We start from the raw sequence: 24692 nt of genomic DNA on the forward strand, positions 1-24692 counted from the left end.
GGCTGCGGCCTCCTCGACTTCGAGGAGGCCGCAGCCGCTACGGATACACGACACGGCCGGGCCACGGCCGCCAGCCGAATCAGTTCAGCTGTCGCCGATCGACTTCGGGACGATGAGCTGTCGTCGGCCGAATTCCTGACGATCAGCTGTCGCCGACCGACTCCGTAATGATCACCTCGAACTCCTCGACGCTGCGCACCGTCGAGTGCGCCTTGCCGACTGCTTCGTCGCGCAGTTGGGCCACCGGCCCGCGCGACTGCGCTAGGGCAGTGCGGTCCCGGTAGACCACGCCGATCGAGGAGCGGCCCGCCGAGCGGTTCATGAACATCGCCACGCCGATCACTCCGGGGATCGCCTTCAACCGGTCCATGACCATGCCGCGCATGGTCTCGGCCGCCAGGTCGGCGTCCATCGGGTCGAAGTCGAGGCGGCTCATCCGCATGCAGGCGCCGGTGGGGGTCTGCTCGGGCCGGCTGGCGGCGATCACCTCCCAGTTGTCGATCGTTATCGCCGTCGCGAACGGACGCAGCAGCTCCGAGCGCCGCGTGTGCAGCGCGTCGTCGCTGTCCTGCCTGGCCTTCTCGCTGTCCCACCATGTGCCGATGGAGAGCTTGCCGAGCTCCCGGTCCGCGAACAGCCCCATGCCTCGGTAGCCGGGCTGCGCGGCCAGCAGCATGCGGCCCTCGTCCTTGAGCGCTTCGATGGCCGCGTCGATCTTCTGCGGATCGCCCACCGCATAGACAGTGCGCACGAACATGGCGCCTCCTGAGGGGAATGCGGCACCCTGCCGGCAGAGTGCCGACGAAACCTCGCCAACGCTGCAAGGGCCGTTGGCGGGTGGACAGCACGCAGTCTTGTCAACGCCATGAGGGGCGACAATAGGCTATTCAGGTGGCCCATGAGCACGTTCCGTTACCGTCGAGCCCTGATTCTCCGGCGCCTGAAGCGGGCACGTGGAGGCGCGCCGCCAGGCCGCGGCAAGTTCGGATCGGTTCGGCTCGGCCTGGCGGCGCGCCTTGTGAGTGCGCCCCTCGTGTGTGTACGGCTTGCGCGCGTACGGCTCGCGTGTGCGCGGCTCGTGTGTGTCTATCCTTGTGCTCGCAGTGCGCCTACTGTGTGTTCGAGATAGCGCAGTACTCGCGGTGCGCTCGCTGCGCGTTCGTGATGGCGCAGTACTCGCGCTGCGCTTACTGCGCCATCACGATTGCGCGCGGATCAGGATCCTTACGGCAGGCTCCACTGCTGGTTGGCGCCGCCGGCACAGGACCAGATCTGCACCTGCGTACCGGACCCGCCCCAGCCGGTGTCGTCGAGACACTTGCCGGATTGCGGGTTCACGTACTCGCCGTTCGACTGGTGCTGCCAGACCTGCGCTCCGGTGCCGTTGCACGTGTAGAGCTGCACGAGCGTTCCGTTTGCCGTCCCGCCACCAGATACATCAAGGCACTTACCCAGCGCCTGCAGCTGGTTGCCGGAGGTCAGCGTCCACGACTGCGCGCTGGTTCCGTTGCAGGTGTAGACCTGGACCGGGGTGCCGTCCGCGCTGTTCGCGCTGCGCACGTCCAGGCAAAGGCCCTGGTATCCCGTCACCGGACCGGGGCCGGTACCGCCGCCGCCGCCACCGTTGCCGCTGCCCTGCGTGCCGCTCCACGTGAACGTCGCGGAGGTCGCGCTCGGCAGCGAGTAGCTGAAGGACTCGTTGCCCCAGTTGACCACCAGCTGCTGGGTGCTGCCGCTCCCGTTGTACGCGACCAGCGCCTTTGAGCCGTCCGGGTTGATCCACGCCACGTTGGGGACCGTCGAGCTGGCCGTGGAGTCGATCCGGTACGCCCCGGGCTTCACGAACTTCGTGAGCTGACCCATGTCGTAGTACTCGACCGTGTAGTCGACCTGCCCGCTGAGGCTGTCGCCGTTGTGGACCGTGATCAGGCCGGTGCACGTACCGCAGCCGCCGTTGTGCGGACCCATGTTCTGGTCCACCGCAAGGCTCCACTTGACCACCGACTGACCCCAGTTGCGGGTGTAGTCGATGATGTTGTTCATGTCCTCGTTCTGCTGGTTGGAGATCCAGGTGCCGCCGGAGTGCTCGGTGTCGAACTGACCGATGTTCGGGTACTGGTTGTGCACCGTGGTCTGCTCGCCCGCGCTGCCCTCGTCGTAACCGTGCCAGGCGACCCCGCCGAACAGCGAGTCGTTGCGGACGGTCGCGTCGTCGACCTCCTGCTGGGCGTAGCTGCCGTAGTTGCTCCAGTTCCAGTCCAGCGCCAGGTCCTTGGTGCTGGTGATGCCGGCCTGGTGAAGCGCGGGGAGCAGGTCGGTGGCGGTGAAGTAGTCCAAGCCGTTGCCGTTCCAGTTCATGGTCGGGTACGTCGAGCCGTCGCAGCAGCCTGGCTCGTTCTGCGCGGACACGTAGTCCACGTGCACGCCCTGGGCCTGATACGCCTGGATGGTCTTGACGAAGTACTGCGCGTAGGCCGCGTAGTACTGCGACTGCAGGTAGCTGTGGCTGGTGAAGTTGTCGTCCGACTTCATCCAGGCCGGGGCGCTCCACGGCGTCATCATCAGCTTGAGGTTCGGGTTCAGCTGCTCCGCCTGCTTGGTCAGCGGCAGGATGTCCACCAGGTCGTGGCTGATGGAGAAGTTGTTCAGGTTCGGGTCGGTCTGACCGGCCGGCATGTCATCGTACGAATAGTTGTAGCGGGCCAGGTCGGAGGCGCCCATCGGGTTGCGCAGGAAGTCCAGGCCGATGCCGTTGTTCGGGTCGAACAGCTTCGTCATCACGGCGCTGCGCGTCGCGGAGGTCAGCGCGCCGCTGCTGCCGAGCAGGTAGCCCGCGGTGTCGGTCATCGACGCGCCGGCGCCGACGAACTGCTGGTACTTGGTGTTCTCGTTGACCGTGACGGTGACCGCTCCGTTGGCGTTCCCGGAGCCGAACGAGATCGGGGACTGCTGCTGGAGGCCGCGCGTGACGTTGCGGCCGCCGGAGTCGTTGGTCGTGGTCAGCCAGATGTTGACGGTCTCTCCGGCGGCGTGCGCCGGGGTGGCCAGCAGCAGTGCGCCGGCCGCGAGCGCGCCGGCGGCGCCGGCGATGATCAGGGTGCGCAGCCCGGCAGCGCGGCCGAGCGGTAGGTTCGGTGGGGCCATGAGCTCTCGCCTTCCGGCCGCTGCGCCAGGCGGCCCGCAGGTGCGGGTGACGGTGGGTGAAGTTGTGATCGAACGGCGTCGCGATGACCCGGCGCCGCCCTTAATTCGCGCTGTGATTTAACTCGTACGCCATACTTTCGTCAAGGGATGCGGCAGCCTGTCCAGGGGATGCGGCTGGAGAAAGGCGGGAAGGAACGGATGGCCGAGCGCGTCATGCGAACCGTGCGCGACCTAAGGCGGTCGAACCGGTCGCTGCTGCTGCGGCGCCTCTACTTCGACGGCCCGCTCAGCCGCCAGGACTTGATCGACACCACCACACTGAGCGCCGCCTCGGTCAGCAACGTCATCGGCGACCTGATCAACGACGGTCTGGTCGCCGAGGTCGGCTCGGTCGGATCGGACGGCGGCCGGCCCCGCATCCTGCTCCGGGTCGACGGCTCGCGCTGGCACGCCATCGGCGTGGACGTCGGGGAGACCCGGGTGCTGGTGGAGCTCTTCACGCTGGATCTCGCCGTGCTGGCGCGCGCCGAGTATCCGCTGCCGGACGGCTGCGGCGACGTTGCGGCGGTGGTCGAACGCATCGACGCCGGACTGCGCGGCGTACTCAAGGAGAGCGGGATCGATCAGGCGAGCGTGGCCGGCGTCGGGGTCGGGGTCCCCGGTGTCGTCGAGCGCGGCCGAGAGAACAGCGGCAGCCGGGGCGGCGTGGTAGTGCATGGCCAGACGATCGGCTGGGACGCGGTTCCGCTGGAGCGACTGCTGCGCGAGGCCGGAAGCATGCGCGCCGGCATGCCGCTCTTCATCGACAACGGCGCGAACACCCTCGGCCAGGCGGAGATGTGGTTCGGAGCCGGAGCGGGCACCCGCGACGCGGTCATCGCGCTGATCGGATCCGGAGTCGGCGCCTGCGTCGTCACCGACGGATCTCCGTATCGCGGCACGGGACGCAGCGCGGGGGAGTGGGGCCACACGACCGTCCAGGTCGGCGGGCGACCGTGCCGGTGCGGGGCGCGCGGCTGCCTGGAGGCGTACGTGGGCGCCGAGGCAGTGATCGAGCGGTATCGCGAGGCAGCGGCTGACGCGACGTCATTGGGAGCTGGACCGCAGCCGGAAAGCGAGGAGAGCGCACTGGCGGCGATCCTGGCGGCCGACGAACGCGGCGACGAGGCGGCGCGCGCCGTGCTCGAGGAAACCGCTGTCTACCTGGGCGTCGGCGTCGCGAACCTGATCAACCTGTTCAACCCGGAGCGGATCGCTCTGGGTGGGTGGGCCGGGCTGCTGCTGGGGGCGCGCCTGCTGCCGCGGGTGCGGGAGATCGCCGGTGAGTACGCGCTGCGGCACGCTTTCGCGACGGTGGATCTGAGCCTGTGCCAGCTGGGTCCGGACGCCGTAGCCCGCGGGGCGGCCACGCTCCCGGTCGCGGGCTTTCTGAGCGCTGCATCGGCGCAGGGACCGGACCTCGGCGCGATCGGTGCGCCGAGCCTGAACCTCCGCTGACCCTGGAGGTCGGCGTGGGAACGCGCCGACCTCCAGGGTCCAGGAGTATTAGAACCCGTGGACGGGCTCCGCTTTAGATTCAGCTGTTGCTTCAGCTTGGGCTACGGCTTGACGACGGCTGCTTGATTGAGCGTGACGTTACCCGTCCAGGTTCCATAGGTGCCGGGGTATCCGGAGAGGTCGCCGACCGCTCCCCACACGCTGTTCGCGAACGTGTTGTTCTCGACGGTGACGTTGATACCCGTCTGGTTGCGCAGGTTGAAGGCGCCGCCGTTGAGGTAGTTGCCGATGATCGAGATGCCGGTGTCCGTGGATCCACGGTCCTGGATGAAGATCGCGGCCGTGGTGTCGCTGCGGACGGGAACGTCCACGTAGTTGCCCTCGATCTTGATGTTGCCGCCACCCTGGCTGAAAATGCCGTCCAGGTGCGTCGGGGTGCTCGCGGTGCCGTTCTGCACCAGGCCGTGGATCCAGTTGTCCTGGATGACCGAGTTGGCCGTGGGGTCAATGCCCTGAGACATGCCGGACAGGTCGTCACGGATGGCGATCTGCGCCTGGTTGCCATAAGCGGACCAGATCGGCGCGACGTCCTCGCCGGCGGGCATCGTCTTTCCGGGCAGCCAGCCCACCGTGGAGTCGGTCACCTTGATCGTCGAGTTGAGAGCCCCCGAGCTCGTAGGGTGCCCGAGGATCGCGTACCACGAGGTCCCGGTTCCGCCCTGGACGATCGACTGAGAGATCGTCAGGTTGCCGGTGCCCGTCCAGTAGAAGCTGCCCTTGATCCACACGTGGTCGAGGGTCAGGTCCGTCTGGTCGCACCGAAGGCCGTAGGACTGCCAGGAACAACCGCTCGGAGCCGCGCCGCCGGGCTCGTAGACCGTCAGGGCTGACGTGCTGCCCAGGTAGCCCACGGTGCCGGGCTTGACGTAGCCACCGGTCGATGCGGCCGTGGTGGTGACCGCGGCGGGCGTCGAGGCCGCGGCGGACGACGGCGAGGAGGTCACGGAAGGCGTGGCCGAGGCGGTGTTGCTCACCGAGGCCGATGGGCTGCTTGAAGCCGACGTGGTGGTCGGCGCCGGCGTGGAAGCCGTCGTGGCCGAGGGCTGGAACAGCACGTCGACCCAGTAGTTGGTCAACGCCTTGGACGACGTCGCCGGGAATGCCGTTGTGCCGGCGTACGTGTAGACGCCGTTGCCGTTCAGCGACGTCGCCTGTTCTGCCACCAGGTTTCCGCTCTGCCGAGCGGTGCCGAAGTAGTTGTAGTCGTAGGCGTAGTGACCGTGCGGAGCGAGGTAGGACGCGTCATACGTCGTGAACGCCGCGATATTGATCGGCGTCGCGAAGTGCGCGACCTGCCAACCCGTCGTCGTCTCGTTCGAGAAGGTGACGTTCCCCAGTTGCTTGCCCGTGGACGTCCACAGCGATCCGACGTGGGTTCCGGTGTTGCCGGGGCCCTTGTAGAAGCGGATACCGAGGATCTGGCCCGACACCGAGGAATGGAACCTCAGGCCGACGTTGACGCTGTTGGAGTCCGAGGCGTCCGCGTGAGCCGGGACGGTGTTGGTGGACCAGAGGCTCTGCACGCTCGGCGCTGCGGAGGCGTTCCAGCTGAGGAAGAAGCCCAGCAGCGCGACGGCCAATGCAAAGGGAACAGAGAGTAGAGCGGCTTTCTTCACAAACTTGTCCTTCAAAGGGCGGCGGTCAGGCCGACAGGGCGGCGGGAGACAGCCAGGTGGGAACCCACCGCGGCAGCGCAGTGCCGAGGCGTGTGACGGGGAGTCAGGTTGGTTACGGGCGCGCGAAAGCCGAGCGGCCAGGATGATGTTGCGGCGTTTCACCGACTCAGCGAGTCGCGCGCCCGAGCCCTGAGGCGTCGACAGCCGTGGTCAGGACCGGCCGAGCTGGTCGGCAGTGCAGGCTGTCGCCGGTTGGTCAGCGAGTTTCGCGTATGCGCTCGCGCTCGGCCCGGCACGAGGGTGCGGGGCCGGTGGCCAGACTCGTCACGGAGACGGTGGCGATGGCGGCTATCGGAACCGAAGCCGATGCTGGTGCCGTGGGTTCTAGATGTACGCCCATAGGGTCGTGTCGTGCCTCTCCTCCGGCCGCCTACCGGGTTAGCTGACGGGTTCGGGCGGGGGAGTCTTGTCGCCCTACGGCGCGGTGCGCGGTTGCAGCGGCGATACTCGCGGCGGCAATCCGGCACTACGCACCGATTCACCCCAGGGACGCCGTCGTACGACGAAGGTGGGTCCCCGGCTCCACGGCGCGCCGGACCGCGAGCACACCGGCCCGGTAGCTCGAAGGCTGCCGGGGGCACGCGGTCCGCCGTGCCACACGTGGACTCGGCGGGTGCGCCGGTGCCGTCTTCGACAGCGCTAGCCTGCGCACGCGCTCGACCCTATGAGGTCGCCCCGCGCCGTGTCACCCTCTTCGGGGGTGTTTGTGAAATTCGCTACTTGTCGCTACCCAATCGTTCGCTATGTGCCATGGCTTGGTGGCTCTATGTCGCACATTGAGCGCAGTTGTGTTGCCTGCCTCACCGTCGGTAGCGGTAAATTGACGCGGCGTCAGATTCCTTTTGTGCACGGGAGCTTACAGCACGTAGCCCTCCCGCCGACTCGGGCTTGACCGGGTGAGGCGACGGTGTATCAGTGCTTTGGCGTCCACACGTAGGGAGTCGTCGTGGTCACGGCGTGCAGTCCAAGCCGCTGCAGAATCGGCCTGCTGTTCTCGGAGGCGTCCACTTGGAGGTACTTCACTCCGCGCGCCGCAGCCAATTGCGCGCGACGGGCCACCATCGCCTTGTAGATACCGCGCCCGCGCCACTCGGCGAGCGTCGAGCCACCCCAAAGCCCAGCGAAGCCCTCGCCTTCCCGCAGCACCAGCCACGCCGCGCAAACCACCTCGGGGCCGGACGGGGTCTGCGCCTCCGCGACGAACACCGCGAAATCCTCGCCCCCGGTGGCGATCCGGCCGGCCAGGTCATCCACGAGGTAGCCGTGATCCTCGCCCCACACGCGGCCGTGCATCTGCGCGATCCGGCGCAGATCGTCCTCCAGGCCCTCGCCCTCGGTGACCTGACGCAACGTCACGCCTTCCGGCATGACTGGCTCGGACGCGAGGGCCGCGGCCTCGCTGATCACCACGGTTTCCCGGTCCTCCGGCTCGAACCCGGCGGCCGCCAGCCGTTCGGTCAGGTCCGCCGGCAGATCGTGCCCGCGCGTCTTCCATTCCACGGCCTCGCCGCGCGCCGCGAAGTAGTCGCGCTGGCGGGCGATCAGGGCGTCGAGTTCGGCGCCGCGCACTCCGGGATCCCGCGGCGTCTCGACAAAACCCCGGTGCATGCCGACCGTGCGCAGCAGCGCGCCGTCCCACTCGTAGCTGATCCCCGCGGGACGGGGTTCGTGGATGACGGCACGGGTGTTCTCGTCATACGCGGCGAGCAGCGCGGCGATATCAGTCACACGATGGAGACTAAGCAGGCCCGCAACCGATTATCGGCTGCTGGGACCCTCGCGACGCTGCTCGGCCAGCCGATCCACCAGCAGCGAGAGGGCAGGCAGCGCGGCGTCGATCGCGGCCTGTTCCCGCGGCCCGAGCTCGCCGAGCGCGGCGGCGATCCGCTCGCGGTGTGCGGCGTGCCAGTCGGCCAGCTGGCGGCGGCCGTGCTCGCTCAGCTCCACCACCGCGACCCGCCGGTCGGCCGGATCGGTGCCGCGCTCCACCAGGCCGGCAATCATCATCTGGCTGATCAGGCCGCTGACGGTGGAGGGGACGAGCCGCAACCTCGTGGCGAGGTCGCCCACCCGCGCCGGAGCCGCGTCGGCGAGCGACTGGAGCAGTTCGACCTGCGCCATGGGCAGCGACTCCCACGGGTAGTCGGCCCGGATGCTCGCGCGAAGCACCCGACGCAGTCGCGCGACCACGTCAGTGAGCGTGTACGCACTGGCGGGATACGCCGGCGCGCCGTTCGCGTCGGATGCAGAGTTCGCATGGGATACCGCGTCGGAAACGGACACCGGTGGCGTGGCGTTCGCTTCCTCGGCCCTCGCCGCGCCACTCCCGGTCACGCAGACACTGTACCGGTACTGTCCTTCGATCGGCGTGGGCGATCGAACTGCGGACTCACCCGAAGCGGCCGGTGATGTAGTCCTCGGTGGCCCGCTGGGCCGGGTTGGCGAAGATCCGGGCGGTGTCGTCGATCTCGATCAGCTTGCCGGGCTGGCCGGTGCTGGCGATGTTGAAGAAGGCCGTGCGGTCAGAGACGCGCGCCGCCTGCTGCATGTTGTGCGTGACGATCACGATCGTGTACTCGGACTTGAGCTGCGCGATCAGGTCCTCGATGGCGAGGGTGGAGATCGGGTCCAGCGCCGAGCAGGGCTCGTCCATCAGCAGCACGTCGGGGGAGACGGCGATGGCGCGCGCGATGCACAGGCGCTGCTGCTGTCCGCCGGACAGGCCCGCGCCCGGCTTGCCGAGCCGGTCCTTGACCTCTTCCCACAGGTTCGCGCCGCGCAGCGAGTGCTCGACCAGGTCGTTCAGGTCGCCCTTGCTCTTGAGGCCGTTCAGGCGCAGCCCGGCCGCCACGTTGTCGTAGATCGACATGGTGGGGAAGGGGTTGGGCCGCTGGAAGACCATGCCGACCGTGCGCCGCACCGCGACCGGGTCGATGGAGGGGCCGTAGAGGTCCACGTCGTCGAGCAGCACCTTGCCCTCGACCCGCGCGCCCGGGATCACCTCGTGCATCCGGTTGAGCGTGCGCAGCACGGTGGACTTGCCGCAGCCGGACGGGCCGATGAACGCGGTCACCGTGCGGGGCTCGACCGTGAGGCTGATCTCGTCGATCGCCTTGAAGCCGCCGTAGTACGCGGACATCCCGGAGACATCGATCCGCTTTGCCATCGTGAGTTTCTTCCTTCTCGTTCCGGTTGTCAGTCCGCTAGTCGCCGATGTCGAACACGTAGCCAAGGCCGCGCACGGTGCGCATCCGGGCGTAGGCGTCCGGGTCGATCTCCAGGTGCCGGCGCAGCCGCCGGATGTGCACGTCGAGCGTCTTGTTGCGGTCCGGGTAGCCCTCGCCCCAGACCGCGTCCAGCAGTTGCCTGCGGGTGAGCAGCCGGCCGGCGTTCTCCATGAGCACGGCCAGCAGCTCGAACTCCTTCGGTGCCATGTGCACGCTGCGCCCGGCGACCCGCACCGCCATGCCGTCGAGGTTCAGCTCGACCGGGCCGACCGTCAGCAGCCGTAGCCGTCCGAGGGTCTGCGGGCTCACCGCGACGTACGCGTCGTGGCGGGCGGGGCCGGTCTGGGTGTGCGAGCGCGCGGTCATCAGACGCGTCCCGGCTTCTTCCACCAGGCCAGCAGCCGGGCGGCCAGGTTGAGGATCATGATGATCAGGATCAGGGTCAGCGCTCCGGCCCAGGCCCGGTCGATCGCGGGCTGGTAGGGCTGGGTCGCCTCGTTGAAGATGAACGCCGGCAGCGAGCCCTGCGCGCCGCTGAACGGGTTCTGGTTGATCGAGGAGGTGAAGCCGACCACCAGCAGCACGGGCGCGGTCTCGCCCATGATGCGGGCGACGCCGAGCATGATGCCGGTGACGATGCCGGGCAGCGCGGTGGGCACCACGATCCGCAGTACCGTGCGCCACTTGGGCACGCCGAGCGCGTAGGAGGCCTCCCGCAGCGAGTGCGGCACGAGCTTGAGCATCTCCTCGCTGGAGCGGATCACCAGCGGCAGCATCAGGATCATCAGCGCCAGCGAACCGGCGAACCCGGAGCTCTTGAAGCCGAAGGCCAGGATCCACAGCGACAGGATGAACAGGCCGGCCACGATCGAGGGCAGGCCCATCATCACGTCCACGATGAAGGTCACCGCGCGGGCCAGCCAGCCGCGGCCGTACTCCACCAGGTAGATCGCGACCATCACGCCGATCGGGACCGCGATGAGCGTGGCCAGAGCGGCCTGCTCCAACGTGCCCAGAATGGCGTGGTAGGCGCCGCCGCCCGGGTCGGACTCGGCGATGTTGCGCATCGAGTGGTAGAGGAAGTTGCCGTTGAAGGACTTGGCCCCGTTGCTGATCACCAGCACCAGGATGGAGGCCAGGGGCAGCACCGCGAGCAGGAAGGCGAGGCCGACCCCGCCGCGGGCGAACAGGTTCGCCAGGCGGCGGCCGGCGGCCACCGAGTTGAGCGGGGCGGCCGAGAAACCGGGGTCCTGGTGCGCGTCGTTCGGGTCGATCGCGCGGTGGAACGGGCTGCGACGGAAGTTCTCCACCGGGCTCACGTCGCTTCCGGCCCTCGCCACCGCCACCTCAGGCGCCTCCGCGACGGTCGGGGTGGCTCCGGAGTCCTCCTTGATGACGCCGCGCTGGGCGATCCACCGGGCCAGGTAGTTGACCAGCAGGGTCATCACGAACAGCACGAGGCCGGAGGCGATCAGCGCGCCGCGCCCGACGTCGAAGGCGTTCTTGAACTGCACCGCGATGTTCGCGGCGATGGTGTTGCCGCCCGGCTCGAGGAAGTGGGTGAAGAAGGTGCCGGTCTGGGAGAGCACCATGGCCACCGCGATGGTCTCGCCGAGCGCACGGCCGAAGCCGAGCACGATCGCGCTGATCACGCCGGAGCGTCCGTAGGGCAGCACCGCGAGGCGGATCATCTCCCACTTCGTGGCGCCCAGCGCGTAGGCGGCCTCGATGTTCTCGCGCGGGGTCTGCAGGAACACCTCGCGGGAGATCGCCGCCACGATCGGCAGGATCATGATGGCCAGCACCACGCCGGCCGCGAACACCGAACGCGGCGCGGGCGCCCCGTCGTAGTGGAAGATCGGGATCCAGCCGAGCACGTCGGAGACGACCTGGGAGACCCCGCCCATGTGCGGGACCAGGAAGATGATGCCCCACAGGCCGTAGACCACGGAGGGCACCGCGGCCAGCAGGTCGACGACGTAGCCGAGGGCCTGCGCCAGGCGGCGCGGGGCGTACTGGGAGATGAACAGCGCCGCGCCGACCGCGATCGGGGCGCCGATCACCAGCGCGAACAGCGAGGTGATCAGGGTGCCCCAGGCCACCAGGGCCACGCCCCACACCGAGGGGTCGTCGTCCGGGTTCCACTCGAAGGCGGTCAGGAAGTTGACCGAGTCGGCGCTGATCGCGTGGATCGCCTGGGTGATCAGGAACGCCACGATCGCGCCCATCAGCACCAGCAGGAACCAGGCGCTGCCCCGCGCCCCGCCCGCGAACAGGCCGTCGCCGCGGCGCGAATGGCCGGTCAGCCCGGCGCCAGGACCACGCCGCGAACGACGCGGCTCGGAAGGGGGACCGGCCGGGGCGTACTCGGCCGCGCCGAGCCGTTCATCGCTCAAATGTGAGGGGCCGGAGTCGGTCACGGCCGGCGGCTCGCCGCTCATCGTTCTCCTGACAGTGCAGTGCGGGCGTAGGTGCGGTCGGGTAGGTGGGGTGCGGTCCGGCGTCGGGCGCGGGGCCGGAAGGGCCTCGGCTGCCGCCGCGGCAAGCAGGTCGCGGCGACAGCCTCAGGATCCTTCGGCGGGGTCCAGACGAGCCGGACACCGGTTGCGCGATGGGCGACTAGCCCAGGTTGCCGACCGCGGTCGCGACCAGGCTCTGGATGTTGCTCGGCAGGTTGACGTAGCCGGCCGTCGGCAGCTCGGCCTGCGCCGTGGCGCTGGCCATGTAGCTCAGGAAGCCCTTGATCAGCGGCAGCTGCGCCGGGTCGTTGCCCTTGTCGCAGGCGATCTCGTAGGTGACCAGGACGGCCGGGTAGGCGTTCGGGTCCGAGTAGGTGTAGTCGAACGCCAGCTGGATGTCGTTGCCGGTCTGGTTCACCTTGGCCTTGCCGATGAACGCGGACGCGTTGGCGGTGGTCGCCTCGACGAACTGGCCCTGCGCGTTGCCGACCTTGGCGGTCTGCAGGTTGTTCGCGCTGGCGTAGGAGAGCTCGGCGTAGCCGATGCCGCCGGAGGTGGTCTTCACGGCCTGGGCGACGCCGGAGGAGCCGTTCTCACCCTGGCCGCCGGTGCCCGGCCACTGCTTGTTGGCCTTCGCCGGGAAGTCGGCCGGGTCGGTGCCGTTCAGGTAGTTCGAGAAGTTGTACGAGGTGCCGGACTTGTCCGAGCGGTGGAAGGTGGTGATCTTCGTGCTGGGCAGCGTCACGCCGGAGTTGTCCTTGGCGATCGCCGGGTCGTTCCAGGTGGTGATCTTGCCGTTGAAGATCTTCGCCAGGGTCTGCGCCGACAGGTTCAGCGGGGCGGTCACGCCTGAGACGTTGTACATGACCGCGATGGCGCCGGGGACCATCGGCAGGTCCACGGCCTTGCCGCCGGTGCAGCGCGCGTCGGCCTTGGCCACGTCGGTGCCGGACAGCGGGAAGTCGGAACCGGCGAAGTCGACCTGCTTCTGCTCGAAGGAGGTGACGCCGGCGCCGGAGCCGCTCGGGTTGTAGTTGATCGTCGCGCCCGAGCAGGCGGCCTGGTAGTCCTTGGTGAACTTGTCGATCGCGTTCTTCTGGGCGCTCGACCCGGCCAGGGTCAGGGTGCCGCTCGCGCAGGAGATGCCGCCGGAGGCGGAGGCCGAGCTGCTCGCGCCGCCACCCGAGGAGGAGCTGCTCGCCGCCGGGCCGTTGTTGTTGGAACCGCACGCGGCGAGCGTGGCGGTGGCGATGAGGCCGGCGCCCGCGACGGCGACGTACCGCTGGAGCTTCACGGGGAAGTCCCTTCCGTTCGAAAGCCGGATCCGTCTCCCCGAGGGGGCGGCTCTCCGGCCGTCATGAGCCTGTTTCGTGCTGACGTCTGCGAACGTAGGGACGTGAGGTGAATCGATGAACCGGGCAAGGTGAACGCCAGGTATACAGTGCGGGACTTTTGGGCGGACGCCCGAAGCGCGCGGTTTGGTCCGGCTTCCTGCGCTCTGACCTGCGAGAAGTTCGCATTGTAGCGCAGCGGCCGACGGGCCGTTCACCAAACGGACACGCTGTTCACTGGAATTCCGTCACCGCACCGGACCGGAGCGCCGATCAGTGCGCGCCCGCCGGCATCGTGCGGATCTCGACCAGACCCTTGTAGGCGATGCCGCGCACGTGGACGGCTGGCCCGTCGGCAGGCCAGGCGTCGGACGCGGCGTCTTCGGCGTTGGTCACGCCGATGCCGGAGAACTCTACGCGCATGCCGGGCGGGACGAGGACTTGCACCCGGCACTTGTAAGCGACGGCCCGGATCGTGGTCACGGCGCTGGTCAGCTCGGCGGCGCGCAGGTCGATGACGGTGCCGCCGCCCTTGTACGAGACGGCCGTGAACTTGGCCGGCACCCGCCACCGGCCGCCCCGCCGAAGCGATGTCTTGTACGCGAGCGAGAGCTTCCCGGGCTTGTGCGTGCCGGCCGGGGAGAGCGAGGTGGACGGGGTGAGGGAACCGGCCGGGACGAGTGCGGACGCGCGTACCGACTCGGCAGGCAAGTCGGCGGCGACCGCATCAAGCTGGCTGCGCGTCTTGGCGGCCAGCGCGCTGCGCACCCGCGTGTCGAACTCCTCGTCGTCGAGGCGCCCCTCGGCGAAGGCGACTTGGAGCCGCGTGACCATCTCCTCGCGCTCCCGGTCGGAAACCCGTAGATCGACTTCCTCGGACACCGCAGACTCCCTCCGCACGCCTTCGGCAACTCGCGATATAGCGTAACTTGCCGAGGGGTCTCGCGGAAGCGCGGGAGGGACGCGTCGCTTCGCTATCGGATGCGAGCCGTCAGATGGCGTCCCATGGCGCTTGCGCGTAGAGGTCGAGCACGCGGGCCAGCAGCGGAGCCTGGAGCGGAATGTCGAGTTCGTCGATGCGGCGAACGGTCGCGACGCCTCGGGAGTTCGTCACGAAAGCGCCGTCGAAGGAGGCCAGATCGTCCAGCAGCACGCGACGGTGCCGTTGCGGCACGCCCGCCGCCGCGAGTTCCCGCTGCAAGACCAGCATGCCGATGCCCAGGAGCATCGGCGCCTGCGGCCAGATGACCGCGTCGTCCTCGATGAACCCGACATTCGTGATCGCGCCCTCGGCGACTAAGCCACCCTCGCCGACGAGCAAGGGCTCGTCGAAACCGCGGCGCTCGACCAGCTTGATGTAATGACCCTGCGCAAAGCCGCCGACGTGCTTGATGTGCGCGAAAGGCCGCTGATACGGCACGGAACACAGGCTCAGCGGCCCAGCCGGCATCTCGTACGGCGGTCGCACCGTCACCAGGACGCTGATGTCTGGCTCGACGCCCGGTGCGGGCTCGGCGGAGCCATCGGTACTGAACACGTTGATCCGTACCGAAGCGTCCTGGATGCCGTCCGCGAGCGCGTGTCGCAGGTGGTGGAGAACCCGTTCGCCGCTCAATCCGACGCCGAACAGCTCCTTGGTCGCCGCGTCCAGGCGCGCCAGGTGGAAGTCCAGACCGCGCACTCTGCCACCGCGCACCTGCATCGCAGTGAAATGCCCGTAGCCGCTGAGCGCGGGGTAAAGCTCCATGTCCCTGACCGCGCGGCCGTTGAGTTCGAGGCGCGGGGTATCGGCGGTCGGGGTGGTGGTCTGCGTCGAGGACTCGCTCACGCGGTCACCCTAACGCTGTCACCACGAGGCGGAGGCGCTCGTCAGTCGCCGTGGTCCGTGTCGTCTCCGCGCGGGATCGCGAACTCGGTAAGCAGCGCGGCGCCCGGTACCAGGTCCGCCCACTCGCCGCGCAGGCTGAACAGTGCGATGCCCGAGGTCGGGTACTTCTCGCGGGCGCGGCTCAGTGGCGCGCCGGAGTCCTCGTCGGCGAGGGTCACCGCGAGGTGCTGCATGCCGGGGTTGTGGCCGACGAGCACCAGCCCGCGGACGCGCGCCGGAGTCTCGCGCAGCACGGTGTACAGAGTCGACGTCGTCGCGGCGTACACCCTGCCGTCGAAGACCGGCGCCGGCGGGTCGTCCAGTTCCTTGGCGACCAGCTCCCAGGTCTCGCGGGTGCGCCGGGCGGGGGAGCACACGACCCGGTCGATCGCGAAGCCGTCGAGCCGCTGCCCGGTTCCGCGCAGCCATCGGCCCGCGGCGGGGGCGTCGCGCCGCCCGCGCTCGGCGAGCGGCCGTTGCCGGTCCTCGACATCCGGCCAGGCGGCCTTCGCGTGTCGCAAGACGATCAGATACCTGGTGGTGACGGGTGCGGTCACCCGTACAGCTTCGCAGAGCGAGTCAAGCCCGGCATTCCAGGGGCGCGCCTAGGGTGGCTAATACGGGGGAGGGGTATGCAACCATACCCCATAGGGGTATGCTGGACTCATGGAGGGACACGGGTACACCGCGCACAAGCAGGATTACTTGAAGCGGCTGCGCCGGATAGAGGGCCAGATCCGCGGCTTGCAGCGCATGGTCGACGAGGACAGCTACTGCATTGACATCCTCACCCAGGTCTCCGCGGCCACCAAGGCTTTGCAGTCGGTGGCGATCGGCCTGCTCGAGGAGCATCTCGGGCACTGTGTCGCGGCTGCCGTGGCCGAGGGCGGGGACACCGCCGACGCGAAGGTGAAAGAGGCAGCCGACGCCATCGCCCGGCTGGTTCGTTCGTGAAAGAGGAGTGGAGCAAAGCGATGAGCACCAACCCGGACAAGAGGATCGTCACCGACTACACCGTCAGCGGCATGACCTGCGGGCACTGCGTCGCATCGGTGACCGAGGAGGTGGGCGCGCTCGACGGCGTCTCCGCGGTCGACGTGGACCTGGCCTCGGGCCGGGTCACCGTCACCAGCGAGCGGCCGCTGCCGGTCGCCGAGGTCCAAGCGGCCGTGGACGAGGCCGGTTACCAGCTGGTCTCCTGACGGGCCGAGGGCGGCTGGCGCAGCGGTGAACGACCGAGTGGCGATGGAAGCAATGACTACCGAGACCGCCAACGCGCGGGTGCAGCTGGACATCACCGGCATGACCTGCGCGTCCTGCGCGACGCGGATCGAGCGCAAGCTCAACCGGCTCGACGGCGTCACGGCGACGGTGAATTACGCCACCGAACAAGCGAGCGTCGAGTATCCGCGGGCACTGAGCCCGCGGGACCTCGTCGCGGTCGTCGAAGCCGCCGGGTACCGGGCGACCGTGCCCGCCCCGCGCACGGCTCCCGACGCCGCGAATGAGAGCTCGACGGCAGCGCCGGGACAGGCCACTGATGTGGCCACGGATGCCGACGAATCGACGGAGTCCGCGGACTCAGCGGACTCGGCTTCCGAAGCCGCCGCCGCTCTGCTGCGGCGCCTGACGACGTCCGCGGCTCTCGCGCTGCCGGTCCTGCTCATGGCGATGATCCCGGCGCTGCAGTTCCGCAACTGGCAGTGGCTCTCGCTGACGCTCGCTGCCCCGGTCGTGGTGTGGGGCGGCTGGCCGTTCCACCGCGCCGCGTTCACGAACCTGCGCCACGGCGCGGCGACGATGGACACGCTGATCTCCCTCGGCACGCTCGCCGCCTTCACCTGGTCGCTGTACGCACTCTTCTTCGGCGACGCCGGGCGACCCGGCATGCGGATGCCGTTCGAGCTGATCGCGAGCGGCTCGGGAACGGACGCGATCTACCTCGAAGTGGCCTCGGCGGTGATCGTGTTCATCCTGGCCGGCCGCTACTTCGAGGCGAGGGCCAAGCGCCGGTCCGGGGCCGCGCTCAGAGCTCTGCTGCACCTCGGCGCGAAGGACGTCTCCGTTCTGCGGGACGGCCGGGAGACTCGCATCCCGATCGGGCAGCTGGCGCGCGGCGACCAGTTCGTGGTGCGGCCGGGGGAGAAGGTCGCCACCGACGGCGTGGTCGTCGAGGGGCGCTGCGCGATCGACGCCAGCCTGCTGACCGGCGAGTCCGTGCCGGTCGAGGTCGGCCCCGGCGACGCGGTGACCGGCGCGACCGTCAACGCGGGCGGGCGGATCGTGGTGCGCGCCACGCGGATCGGCGCCGAGACGCAGCTGGCCCAGATCGCCCGGCTGGTGGTGGAGGCGCAGACCGGGAAGGCCGCGGTGCAGCGGCTCGCCGACCGCGTCTCAGCGGTCTTCGTGCCGATCGTGATCGTGCTTTCGCTGGCGACCCTGGCCGGCTGGCTGCTCGCGGGCGAGGGCGCCGCGCGGGCCTTCACCTCTGCCGTCGCCGTGCTGATCATCGCCTGCCCTTGCGCTCTCGGCCTCGCGACGCCGACCGCGCTGCTCGTCGGCACCGGGCGCGGCGCGCAACTCGGCATCCTGATCAAAGGCCCCGAGGTGCTGGAATCCACCCGGCGCGTCGACACGATCGTGCTCGACAAGACCGGGACGGTGACCACCGGCGAGATGACGCTGCTGCGGACGGTCACCGCGTCAGCCCCTGAGGAAGGGGCCGACGGGCCCGACGAGACGCAGGTCCTCCGGTTCGCCGGAGCCGTCGAATCCGCCTCAGAGCACCCGATTGCGCGTGCCGTCGCCAAGGCCGCGACGCACCGCCTCGGCACGCTGCCGCGCGTCGATCAGTTCTCGAACACGGACGGCCTCGGCGTCGAAGGGCTCGTCGACGGTCATGACGTGCTGGTCGGACGCCCGCGGCTGCTGGCTGAGCGCGGCGTCGAACTTCCGGCGGACTTGGACGAAGCGCGGGTCGTCGCGGAGGCGGAAGGAGCGACCGCCGTCGCAGTGGCCTGGGACGGCGCGGCGCGTGCGGTCCTTGTCGTCGGCGACGTGGTCAAGCCCGGATCTGCCGAAGCGGTGGCTCGGCTGCGCGCCCTCGGCCTGACTCCGATCCTGCTCACCGGCGACAACGCGCGGGCTGCGCGCCGCATCGCCGAGCAGGTCGGCATCGACGAGGGCGACGTGATCGCCGAGGTGCTGCCCGCGGAGAAGGCAGAGCACGTGAAGCGGCTGCAAGCGCAGGGCCGCACGGTCGCCATGGTCGGTGACGGGGTCAACGACGCGGCCGCGCTCGCGCAGGCAGACCTCGGCCTGGCGATGGGCACCGGGGCTGACGCGGCGATCGAGGCCGCGGACCTGACGCTGGTAGGCGGTGATCCGCGCAGCCTGCCCGACGCGATCCGGCTCTCCCGCCGAACCCTGGCCACCATCAAGGGCAACCTGTTCTGGGCCTTCGCCTACAACGTCGCCGCGCTGCCGCTGGCCGCCGCCGGACTGCTCGGACCGCTGATCGCGGGCGCGGCGATGGCGGGCTCTTCCGTCTTCGTGGTCTCCAACAGCCTGCGGCTGCGCCGGTTCGGTTGAGGGCCGGCAGCGCGATCTTGCCCGGGGCGGTTGTCCCGCTCAGCTGGACAACTCCTCGGCCACAGCGGCGCCGAACGCGTCGATGTCCGCCTCGGTCGTATCGAACGACGCCATCCAGCGCACCTCGCCGGTGCGCTCGTTCCAGGTGTAGAACCGGAACCGCTTCTGCAGCCGCTCGGTCACATCCCGCGGCAGGATCGCGAACACCGCGTTCGCCTGCACCTGCTGCGTGATCCGCAGGCCCGGCAGGTCACACACCTCGTCGGCCAGCCGGCGCGCCATCGCGTTCGCGTGGCTCGCGTTGCGCAACCACAGGTCGCCGCCGAGCAGCGCCTCGAACTGCACCGACACGAAGCGCATCTTGGAGGCCAGTTGCATCGCCGCCTTGCGCAGGAACTGCATGCCGCGCACCGCGTCCGGGTTCAGCACGACGACCGCCTCGCCGAGCAGCATGCCGTTCTTCGTGCCGCCGAAGGAGAGCACGTCGACGCCGACGTCCGTGGTGAACGCGCGCAGCGGCAGGTTCAGCGTCGCCGCGGCGTTGGCCAGGCGCGCGCCGTCGACGTGCACCTTCATGCCGTGCCCGTGCGCCTGTTCGCAGATCGCCGCGATCTCCTCGGGCGTGTAGCAGGTGCCCAGCTCCGTCGTCTGCGCGATCGAGACGATCCGGGGCTGCGCCCGGTGCTCATCGCCCCAGCCCCAGGCGTGCCGCGCGATCAGGTCCGGCGTCAGCTTGCCATCCGGCGTGGGCAGTGTCAGCAGCTTGAGACCGGCGACCTTCTCCGGCGCGCCGCACTCGTCCACGTTGATGTGTGCGGTCTCCGCGCAGATCACCGACTCCCAGCGCTCGGTCATCGCCTGGAGCCCGACGACGTTGGCGCCGGTGCCGTTGAACACCGGGTACGCGGCGGCCTGCTCGCCGAAGTGCCGCCGGAACACCTCCTGCAGATGCTCGGTGTAGGCGTCCTCGCCGTAGCTGACCTGGTGGCCGCCGTTGGCAACGGCGAGCGCGTCGAGGATCTCCGGGTGCACGCCGGCGTAGTTGTCGCTGGCGAAACCGCGGGAGTCCGGGTCGTGTCGTCGCTGTACCGTCATCAGATCCGCTCGCTGTCCATCGCCGTGCCGCTGCTTGTTCTCACTGAGCCTAAGCGGTCTACGCCGCGTGCCCTCCGGTGATCCCCTTCGTTGAGGCCACCACGTCGCGCAGCTTCTTCTCCAGCGCCTCGTAGAACATGCTGAGCGGGAACTCGTCCGGCAGCACCTGGTTGACCAGCTCCTTCGGCGGGCCGTCCAGCGGCAGCACCTCGGCCCACGGCTGGCTCAGACCGCGCGCCCAGGTCGAGGCCGGGTTCGGCGTGACGTACTCGGCGACCAGCTCGTAAGCGGCGATCCAGTGCGCGGTCTTCGGCCGGTCGATGCCGTCGCGGTACAGCTTCTCGACTCGCTCGCACAGCGCGATCACCGCCGGGGCGACGCGCTGCCAGTCGATGGTCAGCCGGTTGTCGGTCCAGCGCAGTACGTCGTTCTTATGCAGGTAGGCGAAGAGCAGCTGCCCGCCGAGCCCGTCGTAGTTGCGGATCCGGTTGCCGGTGATCGGGAAGCGGAAGAGCCGGTCGAACAGGATGGCGTGCTGCACGGCGCGGCCCTGCTCAAGGCCCTCGGCCTCCAGCCGCACTGCCTCGCGGAAAGTGTTCAGGTCGCAGCGCAGCTCTTCGAGCGAGTACAGCCAGTACGGCATCCGCTGCTTGATCATGAAGGGGTCGAAGGGCAGGTCGCCGTGGCTGTGGGTGCGGTCGTGGATCATGTCCCACAGCACGAAGGCGTCCTGGGCGCGCTGCTGCGAGCCGATCAGCTCGGCGGCCTCGGCGGGCAGCTCGAGCCGCACGGTCTCGGCGGCGGCCTTGGTCACCGCCCGGAAGCGGGCGGACTCGCGGTCGCAGAAGATCGCGCCCCAGGTGTACACCGGCACCTCGCGCACGGCGACGGTCTCGGGGAAGAGCACGGCCGAGTTGGTGTCGTAGCCGGCGGTGAACGCGGTGAACGCGACCGGCACGAACATCGGGTTGTCGTAGCGGCTGCGCTCCAGCTCGGCCAGCCAATCCGGCCAGACCACGCGTAGCAGCACGGCCTCGATGTTGCGGTCCGGATTGCCGTTCTGGGTGTACATCGGGAACACGACGAGGTGTTCCAGCCCGTCGATCCGCTGCTGCTCGGGCCGGAAGGCGAGCAGCGAGTCGAGGAAGTCCGGCACGCCGAACCCGCCGTCCGCCCATCGCGCGAAGTCGGCACGCAAGGCGGCGTGGTACTCGGCGTCGTGCGGGAACAACGGCGCGAGCGCGTCAAGCGCCTCCAGCAGCGCGCCCACCGCGGCCCGGGCGTCCGCCAGGTCGTGCGCCTCGGGATCGATCGAGCCGTCCTTCGCCTGCAGCGGCCGGATCTCCTCCACCGCGGCGACGAGCCGGTGCCAGGCGGGATGCCGCTGCGCCCCCGACTCGGCAGGCCGTCCGGCCGGATGGTCGAGGATCACACCTATCTCCGTCATAGCCCGCTCCGTCAGAAGAATTTACGCTGATCAAGCTTTCATATTGCAAGAATTGTCGCCGATGGCATGAATGAGTGCAAGACCTGAGGTGGGCAGGCAGAACTGCCCGGCCGCGGCAGCGCGACCGGGCAGTGGCGAGGGAGCGGGGCGGGAGCGCGGAGGAGCGGAGCGAGGGTAAGCGGCGGGTCAGTGCGCGGAGGCGGTCGCCGTGTGGAAGGCCGTCGGAATCAGCCAGTGCCCGCCGAGCACCACCGAGCCCAGCGCGACCACGACGAACAAGAACACCCAGAGTCCGGCCGGAAGCTTGGTGAGCTTGCCCAGCTGGTCCGCGTCCGAGTCCGGGGCGCGGCCGCCGCGGCGCTGCCACTGCAGCTCGAAGACCGGGCGCACCCCGCCGAGCAGCAGGAACCAGACCGCGAGGTACGCGAACCCGGCCTGCACCTTCGGATCGGCGTACCAGGACACGATGAAGGCCAGCGCCCCGGTGACCACGACCGCGAGCAGGCCGAAGAAGTTGCGCAGCATCAGCAGCATGAGGGCGAGCAGCCCGACGCACACCCACAGCAACGCTGTGATATGCCCGCGGCCGAGCAGTGCCGCACCGCCGAGACCGAAGAGCGAGGGGGCGATGTAGCCGGACAGCGCCGTGAGCACCATGCCGAAGCCGTATGGCTTCCCGTACGAGACGGTGACGCCCGAAGTGTCCGCGTGTAACCGAATTCCGCTCAGTTTGCGGCCGGTGAGCAGCGCGGCGACTGCGTGGCCGCCCTCGTGCGCGATCGTCACCGCGTTTCGGGCCACCCGCCAGACCGGTCGGTAAGCGACGGTCGCCAGCGCCAACGACGCCGCGGTGAGCACCAGCCAGCGCGGCGCGGCGGGTTGCGCGGCGGTGATCTCGTGCCAGAGCTCGCTGAGATTCGACACGGCCATGTCGGCAAGGATGCTAGATCCGGTACGGTCCGGTCCAGCCACCATCCTGAGCCGTGTAATAAATCGGCGGCGCGGAGAACTCGTCGAGCACGAATACATCGAGCTCGTTCGCCCCCGCGCGGTAGCCGGTCGCGATCGCCGCACCCGGCGGGAGACCGACACCGTTCGGTACTACGCCGACCGACCACATACCGTCCGGCTCCTGCGCGTATTGACGAAGCCGGCCGTTTTCATCGACGACGAAAACGAGCAACTGGCGCCCGCCATTCTGATATCCGGTCGCGAGCGCAGACGGCGCGTGCAACCCGCCGCCCGGAAGTACCTGCGCGTCCCAGCCGAACCGTTCTCGCCGAAACGCACAAAGGCGACCCTGCACGTCCACGGTGAACAGGGTCAACTCGCCTCCGCCCCCCGGATAGCCGGTGGCCAGCGGCGCACCCGGCGGCAGGTCGAAGTCCTGCGCCAGTTGCAGCTGCGGCGACTCGACGTCCCACGCGCCGTCCGCCGTCTCCGAAACCGCCTGCAACCGGCCGTCGCGGTCGATCGCGAACAGGGTCAGCTTCATGCCGCTGTTCTGATATCCGGTCGCCAGATTCGCCCCGTGCGGCAGCGGTGTCTCCAGCGGAACTCGGCGCGGGTACCAGCGTCCGTCGTCAGTCCCCTGAAAGATGAGCGGTTCGCCGGAACGTCCGACCACGAACACGTCGAGCACCGAGCCGCCGCCCTGATAGCCGGTGGCGATACACGCGCCGGGTGGTATGCCCACAGCTTCCGGCACGACGTCTGCTTCCCACGCGCGTCCCCCAGGCGTGAGATAGATACGCAGCATTCCGTCGCGGTCGACGGCGAACACGTCGAGCTGTGCGCCCCGCGCCTGGTAACCGGTCATCAGTGCGCCGGGAGGGTGCAGGTCGGTGCCGAAAGGTAGGCCGTCGGCTTGAGGCAGTGTGACACTCGCCCACGTCGCGCCGTCCTGGACGGCGCAGCGCAGAACGCCGCTGGAGTCGATGTGGAAGACGTGCAAGCGGTCAGGTGCGCGCCGTAGTCCGGTCGCAAGCTGCCCCCCGACGCGGCTCACGAGTGAACTCCTCCCCCTTCTGCCTGATGTGCGTCCATGGTGGGACATGAAGGGCTCGGACGGTACGGTTTTCGTAAAGATTTCATGTTCTGAACGGAACCGCACCAGTGATCTTTTCGGAGATCATTTCCGGGCGCGGCTCAGCGGTTTGCGTCGCCACGGGATCCCGACGGCGCGCTCAACGAAAGCGCTGGTCAGCTCGTCGCGTTGACCAGGGCCTGATAAGTCGCCGTGTCGCAGGCGCCGTCGGGCGTGGGCTGACCTTGATCGTGTTGCAGATAGTCGTATTTGAACGCGCGAATAGCCGACGTGGTGGCGTTCTGGTAAAAGCCGACGTCGTCGGTCGGGCTCCACCACCGGTTGCCAGTGTCGGCCATCGTCCGCTCGGTCAGGCCGTACTGCGACGCGTCGCGACTCAAGGCCAGATAACGCAGCTTCGCGAGCCGGGCTTGAATGTCGGCGACCAGCGGTTGATAGTCGGTCGTCCACCTGATCGGCTCGAAACTCGCCACCGTGCTCGGGTGCGGCGAAGGCTTGGCAGGGCTGGGCGACGGGGCCGGGCTGTGGCTGGGGGAGTGGCTCGGCGAAAGGCTCGGGCTCGGCCGGCGGGACGTCGCAGCCGGCGGTACCGGATGCGCGGCGCTCGCGGTGGCCGACTTGGTCGGCATGGCGGTGGGCGCCAGCGGCCCGCTGGAGTGACCCGCGGCTATCACCACCAGCGCGATCGCGGCGATCGCGGCCAGCAGCACCGAAACTCCGATGGCGGCCGGCAGCCGCGACGGCTTGCCGCTGCCGCCGCTGTGCCGCGGCGAGTGGTCGTGTTCCGGGTCGGGCGGCGGGACCGGCGCGATGTACCCGCCTGCGCCTGCGTTCTGCGCGCCGACCGACTTCGGAGTCGGCGTGGCGATCGTGGTTGGGCCGCGCAGGTCAGGCACGGACACCGTCGGCACGACTACGGCTGGCCCGCTCGGCGAGGGCGGCATTCCCGGAACTGGGGGCAGCGGCGGGGGAGTCTCAGTGATCGTAGTCGGGACCGCCGGCTCCCCGGCCAGCGCCTCCCGCAGGGCCTTGACATCGATCGGCCGGGTCAGGTCGTGCGGTCCGACCGGTACCAGGGCCATGGTCGAATCGGAGGACTCGACCTGCGCGTCGAGCGCGCGCCGGAACGCGGAAGCCTGGCCGGGCGGCTGCCCGCCGGCTGTGGGTGCCGACGACTCGGCGCCGGGTAACTGGGGAGCGTCCACTGATCCTCTACCTGGGATGGGTGTTGGGGACACACCGTTAGTCGCC

21 protein-coding genes, 1 pseudogene and 1 riboswitch are annotated in these 24692 nt (G+C 69.2%); of the genes and pseudogenes, 4 read left to right on the forward strand and 18 right to left on the reverse strand.

All coding sequences use genetic code 11. From position 1 onward, the window contains the following. Window positions 1-142: 142 nt before the first annotated feature. Both VFA06_RS03180 and VFA06_RS03185 read right to left on the reverse strand, forming a co-directional pair. Window positions 143-757, reverse strand: a complete 615-nt coding sequence (locus tag VFA06_RS03180) for a hypothetical protein (protein ID WP_324838846.1) — start codon at window positions 755-757, stop codon at window positions 143-145. Window positions 758-1224: 467 nt separating this feature from the next. After that, window positions 1225-3144, reverse strand: coding sequence for a ricin-type beta-trefoil lectin domain protein (locus VFA06_RS03185; protein WP_324838847.1), 1920 nt, complete (start codon window positions 3142-3144; stop codon window positions 1225-1227). A gap of 198 nt (window positions 3145-3342) precedes the next feature. Between VFA06_RS03185 and VFA06_RS03190 the strand changes: the two genes are divergently transcribed. After that, window positions 3343-4641 carry an ROK family transcriptional regulator gene (locus tag VFA06_RS03190; protein WP_324838848.1) on the forward strand — a complete coding sequence of 433 codons (1299 nt, stop codon included), beginning with the start codon at window positions 3343-3345 and terminating at the stop codon, window positions 4639-4641. Window positions 4642-4742: 101 nt separating this feature from the next. On the opposite strand, the gene VFA06_RS03195 is transcribed toward VFA06_RS03190, so the two are convergent. The 11 genes and pseudogenes from VFA06_RS03195 to VFA06_RS03240 all read right to left on the reverse strand — a co-directional run bounded on the left by VFA06_RS03195 (window position 4743) and on the right by VFA06_RS03240 (window position 15818). Further along, complete coding sequence (locus VFA06_RS03195; RefSeq protein ID WP_324838849.1) at window positions 4743-6317, reverse strand: DUF4082 domain-containing protein; 1575 nt, start codon at window positions 6315-6317, stop codon at window positions 4743-4745. Between the two features lie 412 nt (window positions 6318-6729). Beyond that, window positions 6730-6917: riboswitch (cyclic di-AMP (ydaO/yuaA leader) on the reverse strand. A 372-nt stretch (window positions 6918-7289) separates the two neighbouring features. Continuing rightward, window positions 7290-8105: a GNAT family N-acetyltransferase gene (locus VFA06_RS03200; protein ID WP_324838850.1), complete on the reverse strand. Its 816-nt coding sequence runs from the start codon at window positions 8103-8105 to the stop codon at window positions 7290-7292. 30 nt (window positions 8106-8135) lie between these two features. Beyond that, window positions 8136-8711 carry a MarR family winged helix-turn-helix transcriptional regulator gene (locus VFA06_RS03205; protein ID WP_324838851.1) on the reverse strand — a complete coding sequence of 192 codons (576 nt, stop codon included), beginning with the start codon at window positions 8709-8711 and terminating at the stop codon, window positions 8136-8138. A 55-nt stretch (window positions 8712-8766) separates the two neighbouring features. Next, on the reverse strand, window positions 8767-9543 hold the full coding sequence (gene pstB, locus VFA06_RS03210; RefSeq protein ID WP_324838852.1) for a phosphate ABC transporter ATP-binding protein PstB: 777 nt from the start codon (window positions 9541-9543) through the stop codon (window positions 8767-8769). A gap of 37 nt (window positions 9544-9580) precedes the next feature. Continuing rightward, a complete protein-coding gene (locus VFA06_RS03215) occupies window positions 9581-9970 on the reverse strand; it encodes a response regulator transcription factor (protein ID WP_324838853.1) in 390 nt (129 codons plus the stop codon). Next, window positions 9970-10950, reverse strand: a complete 981-nt coding sequence (gene pstA, locus VFA06_RS26030; protein ID WP_414639814.1) for a phosphate ABC transporter permease PstA — start codon at window positions 10948-10950, stop codon at window positions 9970-9972. Before pstA ends, VFA06_RS03215 begins: the two co-directional genes overlap by 1 nt. 27 nt (window positions 10951-10977) lie before the next feature. Next, window positions 10978-12000, reverse strand: a pseudogene (gene pstC, locus VFA06_RS26035) (phosphate ABC transporter permease subunit PstC); the annotation flags it as partial. 223 nt (window positions 12001-12223) lie between these two features. After that, window positions 12224-13357 (reverse strand): phosphate ABC transporter substrate-binding protein PstS, encoded by a 1134-nt coding sequence (gene pstS, locus VFA06_RS03225; RefSeq protein ID WP_324838855.1) that lies wholly within the window; start codon window positions 13355-13357, stop codon window positions 12224-12226. A 310-nt stretch (window positions 13358-13667) separates the two neighbouring features. Beyond that, window positions 13668-14276: a DUF1707 domain-containing protein gene (locus VFA06_RS03230; RefSeq protein ID WP_324838856.1), complete on the reverse strand. Its 609-nt coding sequence runs from the start codon at window positions 14274-14276 to the stop codon at window positions 13668-13670. A 109-nt stretch (window positions 14277-14385) separates the two neighbouring features. Beyond that, window positions 14386-15222 (reverse strand): aminotransferase class IV family protein, encoded by an 837-nt coding sequence (locus tag VFA06_RS03235; protein WP_324838857.1) that lies wholly within the window; start codon window positions 15220-15222, stop codon window positions 14386-14388. 41 nt (window positions 15223-15263) lie between these two features. Beyond that, window positions 15264-15818, reverse strand: a complete 555-nt coding sequence (locus VFA06_RS03240) for a histidine phosphatase family protein (RefSeq protein WP_324838858.1) — start codon at window positions 15816-15818, stop codon at window positions 15264-15266. Window positions 15819-15927: 109 nt separating this feature from the next. Here VFA06_RS03240 and VFA06_RS03245 point away from each other — a divergent pair, with 109 nt between their 5' ends. From VFA06_RS03245 to VFA06_RS03255, 3 genes are read left to right on the forward strand one after another with little or no spacing between them, the layout of a single operon-like run. After that, window positions 15928-16215, forward strand: coding sequence for a metal-sensitive transcriptional regulator (locus tag VFA06_RS03245; protein ID WP_324838859.1), 288 nt, complete (start codon window positions 15928-15930; stop codon window positions 16213-16215). A 20-nt stretch (window positions 16216-16235) separates the two neighbouring features. Beyond that, the gene (locus VFA06_RS03250) at window positions 16236-16463 is read left to right on the forward strand and encodes a heavy metal-associated domain-containing protein (protein WP_324838860.1); all 228 of its coding nucleotides are present in this window, start codon (window positions 16236-16238) and stop codon (window positions 16461-16463) included. Between the two features lie 43 nt (window positions 16464-16506). Next, window positions 16507-18852: a heavy metal translocating P-type ATPase gene (locus VFA06_RS03255; RefSeq protein WP_414639813.1), complete on the forward strand. Its 2346-nt coding sequence runs from the start codon at window positions 16507-16509 to the stop codon at window positions 18850-18852. Window positions 18853-18891: 39 nt separating this feature from the next. On the opposite strand, the gene VFA06_RS03260 is transcribed toward VFA06_RS03255, so the two are convergent. The 5 genes from VFA06_RS03260 to VFA06_RS03280 form a co-directional block, all read right to left on the reverse strand. Beyond that, window positions 18892-19947: a low specificity L-threonine aldolase gene (locus tag VFA06_RS03260; protein ID WP_324838862.1), complete on the reverse strand. Its 1056-nt coding sequence runs from the start codon at window positions 19945-19947 to the stop codon at window positions 18892-18894. Between the two features lie 58 nt (window positions 19948-20005). Next, window positions 20006-21394, reverse strand: a complete 1389-nt coding sequence (locus tag VFA06_RS03265) for a DUF6421 family protein (RefSeq protein WP_324838863.1) — start codon at window positions 21392-21394, stop codon at window positions 20006-20008. Between the two features lie 186 nt (window positions 21395-21580). Then, entirely contained in the window at window positions 21581-22324 is a 744-nt protein-coding gene (locus tag VFA06_RS03270) for a M50 family metallopeptidase (RefSeq protein WP_324838864.1), read from the reverse strand. 13 nt (window positions 22325-22337) lie between these two features. Then, window positions 22338-23402 (reverse strand): hypothetical protein, encoded by a 1065-nt coding sequence (locus VFA06_RS03275; RefSeq protein WP_324838865.1) that lies wholly within the window; start codon window positions 23400-23402, stop codon window positions 22338-22340. A 194-nt stretch (window positions 23403-23596) separates the two neighbouring features. Further along, complete coding sequence (locus tag VFA06_RS03280) at window positions 23597-24646, reverse strand: hypothetical protein (protein ID WP_324838866.1); 1050 nt, start codon at window positions 24644-24646, stop codon at window positions 23597-23599. Window positions 24647-24692: the final 46 nt, after the last annotated feature.

The organism is Actinocrinis sp. (assembly GCF_035653575.1).
Taxonomy (GTDB): Bacteria; Actinomycetota; Actinomycetes; order Streptomycetales; family Catenulisporaceae; genus Actinocrinis.

Coding starts and splice junctions, on each gene's coding strand:
- VFA06_RS03180 (WP_324838846.1), bottom strand. CDS start 757: ATGTTCGTGCGCACTGTCTATGCGGTGGGCGATCCGCAGAAGATCGAC.
- VFA06_RS03185 (WP_324838847.1), bottom strand. CDS start 3,144: ATGGCCCCACCGAACCTACCGCTCGGCCGCGCTGCCGGGCTGCGCACC.
- VFA06_RS03190 (WP_324838848.1), top strand. CDS start 3,343: ATGGCCGAGCGCGTCATGCGAACCGTGCGCGACCTAAGGCGGTCGAAC.
- pstB (WP_324838852.1), bottom strand. CDS start 9,543: ATGGCAAAGCGGATCGATGTCTCCGGGATGTCCGCGTACTACGGCGGC.
- VFA06_RS03215 (WP_324838853.1), bottom strand. CDS start 9,970: ATGACCGCGCGCTCGCACACCCAGACCGGCCCCGCCCGCCACGACGCG.
- VFA06_RS03245 (WP_324838859.1), top strand. CDS start 15,928: ATGGAGGGACACGGGTACACCGCGCACAAGCAGGATTACTTGAAGCGG.
- VFA06_RS03250 (WP_324838860.1), top strand. CDS start 16,236: ATGAGCACCAACCCGGACAAGAGGATCGTCACCGACTACACCGTCAGC.
- VFA06_RS03255 (WP_414639813.1), top strand. CDS start 16,507: ATGGAAGCAATGACTACCGAGACCGCCAACGCGCGGGTGCAGCTGGAC.
- VFA06_RS03260 (WP_324838862.1), bottom strand. CDS start 19,947: ATGACGGTACAGCGACGACACGACCCGGACTCCCGCGGTTTCGCCAGC.
- VFA06_RS03265 (WP_324838863.1), bottom strand. CDS start 21,394: ATGACGGAGATAGGTGTGATCCTCGACCATCCGGCCGGACGGCCTGCC.
- VFA06_RS03270 (WP_324838864.1), bottom strand. CDS start 22,324: ATGGCCGTGTCGAATCTCAGCGAGCTCTGGCACGAGATCACCGCCGCG.